Source organism: Streptomyces sp. NPDC059534 (genome assembly GCF_042743475.1).
GTDB lineage: Bacteria > Actinomycetota > Actinomycetes > Streptomycetales > Streptomycetaceae > Streptomyces.
Genome location: NZ_JBHWAQ010000001.1, coordinates 511,770 through 525,839, shown reverse-complemented (window position 1 = coordinate 525,839; position 14,070 = coordinate 511,770). Strand labels below are relative to the sequence as shown.

Here is a 14,070-nt window from a genome sequence, read left to right as displayed (position 1 = left end):
ATCTCCCGTATCCGATCCGTCCTCGGAGTCGAACTGCCCGTCCGGGCCCTGTTCGAGACCCCGACCGTCGCCGCCCTCGCCCCACGCCTGGAGCGTGGAGGGGAGACCCGGCCCGCGCTCGTCGCGAGGCCGCGCCCGGACGACGTCCCGCTCTCCTACGCCCAGCGCCGCCTGTGGGCGCTGAGCCACCTGGGCGCGACGGCCGGAACGTACAACATTCCGATGGTCACCCGGCTGCGCGGCCCGCTGGACACGGTCGCGCTGGAGGCCGCGCTCGCCGACGTGGTGAGCCGTCACGAGTCCCTGCGCACGGTCTTCCCGGCCGTTGACGACCTGCCCACGCAGGTCGTGCTCGACCCGGCCGAGGCGCGCCCGCGTCTGCGGGTCGTCCAGGTCGACGAGTCCGGCGTCGACGCGGCCGTCGCCGACGCGCGGCGCACCGACTTCGCGCTGGACACCGATCCGCCGCTGCGCGCCCGGCTGTTGGAGATCGGCGCGGAGGACCACGTCCTCGTGCTCGTGCTGCACCACATCGCCGGCGACGCCTCGTCCATGCGGCCCCTCGTCCGGGACCTGGCCGCCGCCTACAGCGCGCGGTGCGCGGGCGGCGCGCCGCGGTGGGCGCCGCTGCCGGTCCAGTACGCGGACTACGCCCTGTGGCAGCGCGAGGTACTGGGCGACGAGTCCGACCCGGACAGCGAGATCTCCCGTCAGCTCGCCCACTGGACGAAGACCCTCACGGGCCTTCCCGACGTCCTGCCTCTGCCCACCGACCGGCCCCGACCGGACGAGGCCGGCCACGCGGGCGGCCTCGTGGCCCTCACCCTCGACGGGGAGCTGCACGCAGGTCTGGTCGAGCTGGCGCGCTCCAGCAGGACCACGGTCTTCATGGTCCTGCAGGCGGCGCTCGCGAGCCTGCTGACCCGCCTCGGCGCGGGTACGGACATCCCGATCGGCACCCCGGTGGCGGGGCGCGGCGACGAGGCGCTCGACGACCTGGTCGGCTTCTTCGTCAACACCCTGGTGCTGCGCACCGACACCTCCGGCGCCCCGACCTTCCGTGAGCTCCTCGCGCGGGTCCGCGAGACCGACCTCGCCGCCTACGCCCACCAGGACGTCCCCTTCGAACGGGTCGTGGACGCGGCCGGGCCCCGACGGTCACCCTCGTACCACCCGCTGTTCCAGGTCATGCTGTCCCTGGACAACGTCTCCCGGGCCGACGTGGACCTCGCCGGGCTGGCGGTCGACGCCGTCGGCGAGCCCCTCGGCGACGGAGCGGGACGCGCCAAGTTCGACCTGTCGGTGAGGCTCTCCGAGCGGCACTCCGACGAGGGCGGACCGGCCGGTCTGCACGGCACCGTGGCCTTCGCCACGGACCTGTTCGACCCCGAGACGGTCGAGGCCCTGGCGCAGGGCCTTGTCACGGTGCTTCGCGCCGTGGTCACGGACGCCGACCGCCGGATCGACGACGACCTCCCGGGCGTCGACAACGGCAAGAACATCAGCACCGGCGCCGGCGGTCCTGCCGGCACCGCCCGCACCGGCACCCCCGCTGTCGCCCCGGCGGCGGTCACGTCTCCTGAGCGGGCCGAGGATGACGACCCGCAGGCCCTGCTGTGCCGGATCGTCGGCGACGTCCTCAACGTGGCCGGGGTCGCGGCCGACGACAACTTCTTCGCTCTGGGCGGCGACAGCATCAACGCCATCCAGGTCGCGGGCCGGGCCCGCCGGGCCGGCCTGGTGCTGACCCCGCGGGACATCTTCCGCCACCAGACGGTCGCGGAGCTCGTGTCCGCGATCAGGCCGCCCGCCGCCGAGACCGCGCCGGCCGTCGACGACGGCGTGGGCGCGATCCCCGGCACCCCGGTGGTCCGCTGGCTCCACCACCTCGGCGGCCCGTTCCAGGGCTTCAACCAGTCCGTGCTGCTGCGGGTCCCGGGCGGCCTCGGAGAGGACGCGCTGACCCGGGCCGTCCAGGCCGTCGTGGACCACCACGACGTGCTGCGCGCCCGCCTCACCGGCGCCGAACTCGGCCTGCCGTGGAACCTGGAGACCGCGCCGCGCGGCAGCCTCGACGCCCGCACGTGCGTGACCCGCGTCGACGTGCGGGACGCCGTCGGTGACGCCGACGACGTGGCCGCCGCGGTGTCGGCCCACGGCGAGGCGGCGAGGCGCCGGCTCGACCCGGAGAACGGCACGCTGCTCCAGGTCGTCTGGTTCGACGCCGGCCCGGACGAGCAGGGCCTTCTTCTCGTCCTCCTGCACCACCTCGTGGTCGACGGCGTGTCCTGGCGGATCCTGCTGCCCGACCTCGCCGCCGCCTGGCAGGCCGTGCGTGACGGGCGCGAGCCTCGGCCCGCTCCCGTCGGGACGACCTTCCGCCGCTGGGCCCAGGCCCTCGTGATGGAGGCGCAGAACCCGGCGCGGATCGCCGAACTCCCGCTGTGGCGAAGGCAGACCCAGGAGCGGGACCCGCTCCTCGGCGCCCGCCGCCTCGACCCCGCCGTCGACACCCGGGAGACCGCCGGGCACCTGACCGCCGCCCTCCCGGCGGACCTGACGACGGCGCTGCTCACCGACGTACCGGCCCGCTTCCGTACCCAGATCAACGACGTCCTGCTCACGGGCCTGACCCTCGCGGTCGCGAGGTGGCGCCGCCGCTGGACCGGGGACGCCTCTCACGCGGTCCTGGTCGACATGGAGGGCCACGGCCGGGAGGAACTCGACGAGACCCTCGATCTGTCCCGTACGGTCGGCTGGTTCACCAGCCGGTTCCCCGTCCGGCTCGACCCGGGCGCGATCGACCTGGACGAGGCGCTGGAAGGCGGCGCCGCGACCGTCGCCGCGCTCGGACGGATCAAGGAACAGCTGAGGGCCCTGCCCGACAACGGACTCGGCTACGGGGTGCTGCGCCACCTGAACGCGGACACCGCGCTCGCCCTCGCGGGCGCCGCCACCCCGCAGATCGGCTTCAACTACCTGGGCCGGGTCGGGACCGGCGGCGACACGCTCGGCGAGGACGGGCCCGCCGGCTGGTCGAGCGCGTCCGACCTGCGGATCCCGCTGCTGCCCGCCGACCCGGGCATGCCGTTCGCCCATTCCGTGGAGATCAACGCGGTGACCCGGGACGGCGAGGACGGGCCGCGGCTCCACGTCACCTACTCCTGGCCGGCCGGACTCTTCGACCGCGCCGAGATCGAGGAACTCGCCGAGCTGTGGTTCACCGCGCTGCGCGCCCTCGCCGACCCCGGCCAGTCCGAGCGCGGTGGTGGACTGACCCCCGGCGACCTGCCGTCGTCCGGGCTGACCCAGCCCGAGATCGACGACCTCGCCGCCGCCCCCGGCGGTCTGGAGGACGCCTTCGCGCTCACCCCGCTCCAGGAGGGTCTGTTCTTCCACGCCCTCCAGGCGGACGGGAGCGGCACGGACGTCTACACGGTCCAACTGGTCCTCGACCTCGAAGGCCCGCTCGACCCGGCGGCGTTGCGCGCCGCGGGACAGGCCGTCCTGGAGCGGCACCCCAACCTGAGGGCCGGGTTCCACCACCGCGCGAACGGAGCGGCCGTCCAGGTCGTGCCGCGTACCGCGACCCTGCCGTGGGACGAGGCCGACCTGACCGCGCTGCCCGAGGACGCCGCGGGGCAGGAGTTGGCGGCCCTCACGGACGCCGCCCGCCGCCACCCGTTCGACCTGGGCCGGCCGCCGCTGATCCGCTTCCTGCTGGCCCGCCTCGGCGCCGAACGGCACCGGCTGGTCATCACCAAGCACCACATCCTGCTCGACGGCTGGTCGATGCCGCTGTTCCTGCGCGAACTCGTCACCCTGTACGAGAACGGCGGCGACACCACCGGGCTGCCCGCCCCCGCCCCGTTCCGCTCGTACGTCACCTGGCTCGTCGCGCAGGACCGCGAGGCGAGCGAGCGGGCCTGGCGGGAGACGCTCGCGGGCGTCGAGGAGCCCACTCTGCTCGCCCCCGGCCGGGAGCCCACAGGCCCCGCACTGCCGGAGCAGATCGTCCACGACCTGTCCCCGGAGCTCACCGCGACCCTCCAGGGACACGCGGCCCGGGCGGGCGTCACCATGAACACCGTGGTCCAGACGGCCTGGGGACTGGTCCTCGGCCGTCATCTCGGCCGCGACGACGTCCTGTTCGGGACCACGGTCTCCGGCCGGCCGCCGGAGCTGCCCGGCGCCGAACACATGATCGGCCTGTTCATCAACACCCTGCCCGTACGGGTCCGCCTCGACCGTTCCGAGCGCTGGAGCGCCGCCCTGGCCCGCGTCCAGGACGAACAGACGGCCCTGCGCACCCACCAGTACCTCGGCCTCGCCGACGTGCACCGCATCGCGGGCGTCCGGCCGCTGTTCGACACGGCCCTCGTCTACGAGAACTACCCGCTGCCGGAGGACACCGAGCGCACCCCCTCCCGGCTGCGCGCCACCGCGGTGCAGGGCAGGGACGCGGCCCACTATCCGCTGCTCCTCGTCGCGTCGCTGCGCTCGCGGGGCCTGCGGTTCCGCCTCGACCACCGTCCCGACGTGATCGGCGCGGCCACCGCCCCGGCCCTCCTCGACCGGCTCACCCGCCTCCTGGAGTCGGTCGCGGCCGACCCGGAACAGCCGGTGGGACGCGTCGGCGGACCGACGGCCGGGCTGTCCCGTCAGGAGCGACGCGCCCTCGCCGACGGCGGCACGCGGACCGCGCTCGAACCGTCCGGCCCGCACGGCACGCTCCTCGACACGATCCACGGCCGGGTGGCCGCCCTCGCCGCCCGCACCCCCGACGCCGTCGCGGTCTCCCTCGGCGACGAGCGGCTCACCTGGCGGGAACTGGACGAGCGGGCCAACCGACTGGCCCGCGTGCTGCTGCACGAGCTCGGCACCGGACCGGAGGAACGGATCGGTGTCCTCCTCGACCGGTCGCCCCGGCTCGTCGTCGCCTTCCTCGCCGTCCTGAAGGCGGGCGCGGTCTGCGTCCCGCTGGAGCCCGCGCACCCCGAGCAGCGGCAGCGGACCGTGCTCGGCCGGGCGGGCGTGCGGGTCCTGCTCACCGACGCGGCCCGCACCGACGACTGGCCCGGTGTCCCGGGCAACCCCTTCACGACCGTGGCCGTCGACACCGATCCGCGCACGGCCCGCCAGGCGCCCACCGACCCCGGCACGGCCGTCGAACCGGACCGGCTGGCGTACGTGATGTTCACCTCCGGATCCACCGGCGTGCCCAAGGGCGTGGCGGTCACCCACCGCGACGTGGTCGAGCTGGCCGCCGAGCCCTGCTGGGCCCCGGGCGCCCTGGAACGGGTGCTGTTCCACTCCTCGCACGCCTGGGACGCCGCGCTCCTCGAACTGTGGGGGACCCTGCTCAACCACGGGACCGTCGTCGTCGCCCCGCCCGGCGACGTCGACCTGAGGGCCCTGGCCCGGCTCGTGGCGGCCGAGCGGGTCACCGGACTGTGGCTGACGGCCGGGCTGTTCCGCTGGCTGGCCGAGGAGGAGCCCGACTGCTTCGCCGGTGTACGCGAGGTGCGCACCGGAGGTGACGTGGTCCCCGCCGACGCCGTCCGCAAGGTTCTCGCGGCCTGCCCCGGCACGGTCGTCAGCAACGGCTACGGCCCCACCGAGACCACCGTGTTCGCCACCCACCACACCATGCGGGCGGGCGACCGGGTCCCGGACAACGTGCCGATCGGCGTCCCGATGGCGGGGATGGCGGTCTACGTGCTCTCCCCCGAGCTGGAGCCGGTGCCGGCGGGGTCCGTCGGCGAGCTGTACCTCGCGGGTTCCGGGCTGGCCCGCGGCTACGAGAACGCCCCGGCGCTGACCGCCGGTTCCTTCGTCGCCGATCCGTTCGGGGAGCCGGGGGCCCGGATGTACCGGTCGGGCGACCTGGCCCGGCGCCGGCCCGATGGCACCCTGGAGTTCGTCGGCCGGGCCGACGGCCAGGTGAAGCTGCGCGGCTTCCGGATCGAGCTCAGCGAGGTCGACGGCGCCCTCGCCGCCCTGCCCGGTGTGGCGCACGCGGTCTCCCTCGTCCGGGAGGACCGGCCGGGCGACAAGCGCCTGGTCGCCTACACGGTGCCGGTCCCCGGCGAACCCGCTCCGGACACGGGCGAGTTGCGCGCCCGACTGGCCGAGACGCTGCCGGACCACCTCGTACCGGCTTCCATCGTCACCCTCGCCGCGCTGCCGCTCACCGCCAACGGCAAGCTGGACCGAGGGGCGCTGCCCGCCCCCGCCTCCGTCTCCGCTTCCTCCCTCGCTTCCACCCCCGTCCCCGCTGACGGCGGGCGGACCGGCCGCGGCCCTCGCACCCCGCGCGAGGAACTGCTCTCCGGGCTGTTCGCCGACCTCCTCGGCGTCGCCGAGGTGGGCATCGACGACGACTTCTTCGCCCTCGGCGGCGACTCGCTGCTCGCGGCGGGACTGGTCAGCCGGATCCGCGCCGTCCTCGGCGTCGAGCTCGGCATCCAGGCACTGTTCCTGGCGCCGACGGTCGCCGGGCTCGGCGCGGCCCTCGACGACGAGGACGCGGACTCCGCCGGCGCGCTCGACGTCCTGCTGCCCCTGCGCACCCGAGGCGAACTCCCGCCCGTGTTCTGCTTCCACGCCGCGGGTGGTCTGAGCTGGCGTTACGCGGCCCTGCTGCGGCACCTGCCGACCGGCCACCCGGTGTACGGCCTGCAGGCGCGCGCGTTCACCGAACCCGGTCACCGGCCGGCGAGCCTGGAGGAGGTCGCCGCCGACTACGTGGCGCGGATCCGCTCCGTCCGGCCCTCCGGCCCGTACCACCTGGTGGGCTGGTCGCTCGGCGGCCTCGTCGCCCAGGCGGCCGCGGTGCTCCTGGAGGAGGCCGGCGAGGAGGTCGCGACCGTGGCGGTGCTGGACTCCTACCCGGCGCGGCCCGGCGACCCGGTCGTCGTACCCCCGGCCGAGCGGCTCCTCGGAGCCCTCCTCGACGCCGCCGGGGTCGGCCCGGAACGGGGTGACGAGGACCTGACGCCCGAGGCGGGCGCCGCACTGCTGCGGGCCCGCGGCGGACCGCTCGCGGCGCTGCTCGCCGACCGGGTGGGCACCGTCGTGGACGCGTACCGCACCGGCGTCGAGCTTCGCGCCGGATTCGCCCCGCGCCGGTTCTCGGGCGACCTGCTGCTGTTCGTGGCGAACGGCGACACGAACGGCAGCACGAGCGGCGCCGCGAACGGCGTCGCACAGGAGACCGCACAGGAGACCGCACAGAAGACCGCGCGTGAGACCGCGCAGGAGACCTCGGATGGCAGCGCGAACGGCTCCGAGGGCGCGGTCGCCGAGAAGGCCGAGCGGTGGCGGGCACACGTCGGCGGCGCGCTCGCCGTCCACCCGGTCGACTGCCGGCACGAGGACATGCTGCGGCCCGCCCCGCTGGCCGTCGTCGGCGGTGTCCTCGCCGCCCATCTGAACGCACGCACCACACGGAAGGACAGCTGATGACCCGGGAGTTGTACGAACTGGGGGAGATCCCGCCGCTGGGGGAGGTGCCCCGTTACATGTACGCCGGGGTCATCCGGCGCGAGCGGTACGGCCCGCCCGAGCAGTCGATCCAGGTCGAGACGGTCGAGGTGCCCCCCGTCGGCCGGGGCCAGGTGCTCGTCATGGTGATGGCCGCCGGGATCAACTACAACGGCGTCTGGGCGGGGCTCGGCACCCCGGCCGACGTCATCGCCGACCGGCAACGGGCCGGTGATCCCCTCGACTTCCACATCGCCGGATCCGAGGGCGCCGGAGTGGTCTGGGCCGTGGGGGAGGGGGTCAAGCAGCTCAAGGTGGGCGACTCCGTCATCGTCGGTGGCGTCGCCTGGGACGAGTCGGCCCCCGACATCCGGCTCGGCGTCGACCCGACCGCCTCCCGCTCCCAGCGGGCCTGGGGCTACGAGCTGAACCACGGCTCCTTCGCGCAGTTCACCGTGGCCGACGAGTACCAGTGCCACCGGAAACCCCCGCACCTGACATGGGAGGAGGCCGGCTGTTTCCTGGGCGGCGGCTCCACCTCGTACCGCATGCTCATGGGCTGGCACCCGCACACGGTCCGCCCCGGCGATCCCGTCCTCGTCTGGGGCGGCGCGGGCGGCCTCGGATCCATGGCCGTCCAGCTCGTGAAGTATTTCGGTGGAATTCCGGTCGCCGTGGTGTCGGACGACGACAAATTCGACTACTGTAAGCGTCTGGGAGCGCACGGCGTCATCAATCGGAATGAATTCGACCACTGGGGTCGCCTGCCCGATTCGAGTGACACCGTCGCCTACCGTGAATGGCTCTCGGGGGTCCGCTCCTTCGGCCGCGCGTTCTGGGACGCGCTCGGCGAGCGCCGGGACCCCGCGATCGTCGTGGAGCACCCGGGCCGGGCCACCCTGCCGACCTCGGTCTACGTCTGCGACCGGGCCGGAATGGTCGTCACCTGCGCCGGAACCAGCGGCTACAACGGCGACATCGACCTGCGCTTCCTGTGGATGTTCCAGAAGCGGCTCCAGGGCTCGCACGCCGCGAACGTGCGCCAGACCGCGGCGATCATCGACCTCGTGGCCGCCGGCCACATCGACCCCTGCCTCTCGCTCGCCCTGCCGTTCACCGATATCGGCCGGGCCCATCAGCTGGTGTTCGAGAACAAGCAGCCGCCGGGCAATGTGGCGGTTCTCGTGAACGCACCGGAACCAGGTCTCACGCACATCCCCTGAGATGTTTCCGGAAAGGGTTGCCGATCTTTCTCCGGTTGGTTAGAAATATCGGCGACGGAAAAGTCGAATTGCCCCGCAGAGGGAAAGAAAAGGGAAAAGGAAAAAGAAATGACGAACCCGTTCGAGAACGCCGACGGCCGCTACATCGTCCTGGTCAACGACGAGGGCCAGCACTCCCTGTGGCCCGACTTCGCCGAGGTCCCGGCCGGCTGGGAGGTCGCCTTCGCGGAGAACGACCGCCAGGCGTGCCTCGACTACATCGAGACCCACTGGACCGACATGCGGCCCAAGAGCCTCATCCGCGCGATGGCGGCCTGACCCCGCTCCTGCCCGCCGCCCCGAGGGGGTGAGCCACAGCCCGGCCCCCGGGTCGTGGGCCTCACCCTCGTCCGGACCACCACCCACCACCCACCCCCCCCACACGAGAGGAGGCCCCGGATGACGACCCACACCGACGACACCGAGCGGGGTTCCTGGACCGGGCGGCTGGCCCGGCGCTGCCTGCGGCACCGGCGCAGCGTGCTCGTGGCCGTCCTCGCCGCCGTGCTGACCACCGCGGCCGGCGCCCTGGTCCCCCTCGTGACGATGGTGATCGTGGACGACGTCGTCCTGCGGCCCACCCGCTCCGGCGCCCTGTGGACCGGCGTGCTGGTCGCCGTCGCCGCGGTCGGCTATCTCGCCGCGTACCTGCGCCGCCTGTACGCCGGACGGCTGGCCGCCGACGTCCAGCACGACCTGCGCGTGGACCTGTTCCGCTCGCTCTCCCGCCTGGACGGCGTGCGGCGCGACGAACTGAGCACCGGTCAGCTGCTCGGCCGCTCCTCCGGAGACCTCAACATGGTCTTCGGCCTGGTCTCCACCCTTCCCGCGGCGGTCTCCAGCGCGGCCACCCTTCTGGTGTCCCTGGCCCTCATGGCCGCGCTCTCCCCCCTCCTCGCCCTGGTCGCCCTCGCCCTCGTGCCCGCGCTGTGGTTCATCGGCCGCCGCAGCCGCACCTGGCTCTACCCCGCCACCTGGTACGCCCAGAACCAGGCCGCCGCCGTCGCCGGAGTCGTGGCGAGTTCCACCGCCGGCATCCGCGTCGTCAAGGGCTTCGGCCAGGAGCGGCGGGAGCTGGACCGGCTGGCCGCCGCCGCCCGCCGGCTGTTCGCCGGCCGCGTGCGGGCCGTACGGCTGAACGCCCGCTACGGCCCCGCGCTCCAGTGCGTGCCCTCCCTCGGACAGGTCGGTGTCCTCGCGGTCGGCGGCTGGCTGGCGACCCGCGGCGAACTCGGGCTCGGCGCCTTCCTCGCCGTCTCCGCCTACCTCGCGCAGCTCGTCGGCCCCGTCAAGACCCTGGCCGCGCTGCTCACCATGGGCCAGCAGGCCGGTGTCGGCATCGAGCGCGTCCTGGAGGTGATCGACACCCGCCCGCTGCTGACCGAGGGCGCGGACCGGCTGCCCGAACAGGGGCCCCTGGGCGTCGAGTTCGAGCGCGTCACCTTCGGCTACGGCTCCGGCCGGCCCGTCCTCACCGAACTCTCCCTCGCCCTCGCCCCCGGCGAGACCCTGGCCGTCGTCGGCGCCCCCGGCTCGGGCAAGTCCACCCTCGCCCTGCTGCTCTCCCGGTTCCACGACGTCTCCGGGGGCGCGATACGGATCGGCGGCGCGGACGTACGAGACCTGAGCTTCGACTCCCTGCGGTCCGCCGTCGCCACCGTCCCCGAGGACACCGCCCTCCTGGCCGGAACGGTCCGCGAGACCGTCGCCTACGGCCGGCCGGACGCCACCGACACGGAGATCCACGCCGCCGCCCGCACCGCGCAGGCCCATTCCTTCGTCACCGCCCTGCCCGACGGCTACGACACATGGCTCGGCGAACGCGGCGGCACGCTGTCCGGCGGACAGCGCCAGCGCCTCGCCCTCGCCCGTGCCCTCGCGGCCGCGCCCCGGGTCCTCGTCCTCGACGACGCCACCTCCGCGGTCGACGCCCGTGTCGAGCAGGACATCCACCACGCGCTGCGCGCCCGGGCCGACGGCCGCACCACCCTCATCGTCGCCCGCCGTCGCTCGACCCTCGCCCTCGCCGACCGCATCGCCGTCCTCGACCGCGGCCGGATCGTCGACCTCGGCACCCATCGCGAACTCACCGGCCGCTGCCCGCTCTACCGCACGATCCTCCAGTACGACCATCACGCCGAACCCTCCCTCCCGGCCGACGCCGCCACTCCCGGCCAGGTCGCTCCCGGCCACACCAGTCCGGGCCACCCCACTCCCGGCAACCGCCCGACCACCGGGCAGCCCCCCGCCTCCTCCCTGGCCACCGCTCCGACAGGGCAGCGACTCGCGTCATTCCCGACCACCGCTCCGGCGGGGCAGCGCCCCGCGTCCTCCCCGACGGCCGGCCGGCCGGGTCGGTCCAGCGGGCCGGTCACCACCTCCGAGACGTCCGGGCCGCCGGCCGCGGCCGCCGCCCGGATGCGGGCCAGGGTCGCGGCGCTTCCCCCGGCCCTCGACACCCCCGGAGTCGACGAGACGGAGGCCGCCCGTGATCCGCGCGCCGCCGGAGAGGGCGAGTTCGGGCTGGGCCGGCTGCTGCGCGGCCACCGCCTGCCGCTGGCCGCGGGGCTCGCGCTCGTCGTCGCCGACGCGCTCGCCGGGCTGACCCTGCCCGTCGTGCTGCGCGACGGTATCGAGGGCGGCGTGCAGCACCTCGCCCTCGCCACCGTCGGCACGGCCGCGCTCGCCGCGCTCGCCGTGGTGCTCGTCCAGTACACCGTCCAGTGGGGCGCGGTCCGCGTCAACGGACGGACCGGGGAGCGGCTGCTGTACGCGCTGCGGATACGGGTCTTCGCACATCTGCACCGGCTGGGGCTCGACCACTTCGAGAACGAGGCGTCGGGCCGCACCCTGACCCGGATGACGACCGACGTCGACTCGCTCTCCTCCTTCCTCCAGACCGGGCTGATCAGCGTGCTCGTCAGCGGCCTGACCCTGGTCGGCGTGCTCGTCGCGCTCGCCGTCGCCGACGCCGGGATGCTGCTCGTCGTCCTCCTGGTGCTGCCGCCGGTCCTCCTCGCCACCGCCGTCTTCCGCAGGGTCTCCGCGCGCAGCTATGCCGAGGCCCGGGAACGGCTCGCCGTCGTCAACGGCGCGCTCCAGGAGGGCGCCGCCGGTATGCGTACCGTTCAGGCGTTCCGCCGCGAGCGGTCCGTCGTCGCCGCGTTCGCCCGGCACAGCGACGCCTATCGACGGGCCCGGGTCCGCGGACAGCTCCTGTCCGCGCGCTACTTCCCGTTCATCCAGTTCCTCGCCGCCTGCGTCACCGCCGCGGTCCTGGCGGTCGGAGCGCACCGGGTGGCCGCGGGCGCCATGACGGTCGGTGCCCTCGTCGCGTACCTCCTCTACATCGACCTGTTCTTCGTGCCGGTCCAGCAGCTGTCCCAGCTGTTCGACGGATACCAGCAGGCACGTGTGTCGCTGCTGCGGATCCGGGACCTGCTCGGGCTGCGCAGCACCACACCGGCCGCCGCCGTCGCGCTGCCCGTGCGGTCGCTGCGGGGCGAACTGGTCTTCGACGACGTGGACTTCCACTACGGTGGCGGCCGTCCGGTGCTGAGCGGGATCCGGCTGCGCATCCCGCAGGGACAGACCGTCGCGTTCGTCGGCCCCACGGGTGCCGGGAAGTCGACCCTGGTCAAGCTGGTCGCCCGGTTCCACGACCCCACCGGCGGAGCCGTCCGCCTCGACGGGACCGACCTGCGGCACCTGGAGCTCACCGCCTTCCGGCAGCGGCTCGGCGTCGTCCCCCAGGAGCCGTACCTGTTCGCCGGAACCGTCCGCGAGGCCATCGCCTACGGACGGCCCGACGCCACCGGCACCGAGATCGCCGACGCGGCCCGCCGGGTCGGCGCCCACGAGATCATCAGCGCCCTCGACGACGGCTACGACCACCGGGTGGCCGAGGGCGGACGCAACCTCTCGGCCGGACAGCAGCAGTTGATCTCGCTGGCCCGCGCCGAACTCGTCCGCCCCGACATCCTCCTGCTCGACGAGGCCACCGCGGCCCTCGACCTGGCCACCGAGGCCCTGGTCAACGCGGCCACCGAGCGCCTCGTCGCCGGCCGTACGGCCCTGATCGTCGCCCACCGTCTCAGCGTCGCCTCGCGCGCCGACCGGATCGTCGTCGTCGACGGCGGCCGGGTCCGCGAGGACGGCACCCACGACGAACTGCTGGCCCTGGACGGGGTCTACGCCGCGATGTGGCGGGCCTCCCAGGGACACCCGACCGCGGTTCCCGCCCACGATTCCTACGAACGGAACGCCTCATGAGCGCCACCATCCTGCCGGCAGACCCCGGCCCCCAGGCCGACGACCGGGTCGACGACCGGGCCAAGCGGGTCGTCCTCGCCCAGCCGCGCGGCTTCTGCGCCGGCGTACGCCGCGCCATCGGCATCGTGGAACGCGCCCTCGACCTCCACGGAGCCCCGGTGTACGTGCGCAAGGAGATCGTGCACAACCACCACGTCGTGGCGGAACTGGAGAAGCGCGGAGCCCGGTTCGTCGACAGCGAGCAGGAGGTGCCCGAGGGCGCGGTCTGCGTGTTCTCCGCCCACGGCGTCTCGCCCGCGGTGCGCAGCGGCGCGGCGGACCGCCGGCTCGACGTCATCGACGCCACCTGCCCGCTGGTCTCCAAGGTGCACCAGGCGGCCGTCCGCTACGCCCGCGACGGACGGACCATCCTGCTGGTCGGCCACGCGGACCACGAGGAGGTCGAGGGAGTCCGGGGCGAGGCCCCCGAGCGCACCATCGTGGTCGAGAGCGAGGAGGACGTCGCCGCCCTCGACCTGCCGGACGACGCCCCGGTGGCGTTCCTGACCCAGACCACCCTGTCGTTCGACGAGACCCGGCGGGTCGTCGACGCGCTGCGCGCCCGGTTCACCGACCTCGCGGGCCCGGCCGACGGCGACATCTGCTACGCCAGCCAGAACCGGCAGAACGCCGTGAAGGCCCTCGCCCGCCGCAACGACCTCGTCCTGGTGGTCGGCTCGCGCAACTCCAGCAACTCGATCCGCATGGTCGAGGTCGCCCGGGAGCACGGCAGCGCCGCCCACCTCGTCCCGGACGCCGGCCACCTCGACGAGTCCTGGCTCGCCACCGCGTCCGCCATCGGCGTCAGCTCCGGTGCCAGCGCCCCGGAGATCCTCGTCCGCGGGCTCGTCGACCGGCTCGCCGAGCTCGGTTACGAGAACGTCGAACTGGACGACGGCATCGCCGAGGACGTCGTCTTCTCCATGCCCGCCCGGCTGGCCGACCCCGTCACGGGCCGGGCCCCCCGGACCCCGCTGGCCGATGAGGCCCTGTGACCAGAACAGGATCTGTC

The 14,070-nt window shown here is 74.2% G+C and carries 5 protein-coding genes; all 5 read left to right on the top strand.

The window, feature by feature from the left end:
- The coding region (locus ACFVZH_RS02090; RefSeq protein WP_384891704.1) for an amino acid adenylation domain-containing protein at window positions 1–7,464 on the top strand (7,464 nt) is incomplete at its 5' end.
- Window positions 7,464–8,708: a crotonyl-CoA carboxylase/reductase gene (gene ccrA / locus ACFVZH_RS02085; RefSeq protein WP_384891701.1), complete on the top strand. Its 1,245-nt coding sequence runs from the start codon at window positions 7,464–7,466 to the stop codon at window positions 8,706–8,708. The genes ACFVZH_RS02090 and ccrA, both read left to right, overlap by 1 nt.
- A gap of 108 nt (window positions 8,709–8,816) precedes the next feature.
- A complete protein-coding gene (locus tag ACFVZH_RS02080; RefSeq protein ID WP_384891698.1) occupies window positions 8,817–9,026 on the top strand; it encodes an MbtH family protein in 210 nt (69 codons plus the stop codon).
- Window positions 9,027–9,146: 120 nt separating this feature from the next.
- The gene (locus ACFVZH_RS02075; protein WP_384891695.1) at window positions 9,147–13,019 is read left to right on the top strand and encodes an ABC transporter transmembrane domain-containing protein; all 3,873 of its coding nucleotides are present in this window, start codon (window positions 9,147–9,149) and stop codon (window positions 13,017–13,019) included.
- Complete coding sequence (locus tag ACFVZH_RS02070) at window positions 13,016–14,053, top strand: 4-hydroxy-3-methylbut-2-enyl diphosphate reductase (protein WP_384891692.1); 1,038 nt, start codon at window positions 13,016–13,018, stop codon at window positions 14,051–14,053. Before ACFVZH_RS02075 ends, ACFVZH_RS02070 begins: the two co-directional genes overlap by 4 nt.
- Window positions 14,054–14,070: the final 17 nt, after the last annotated feature.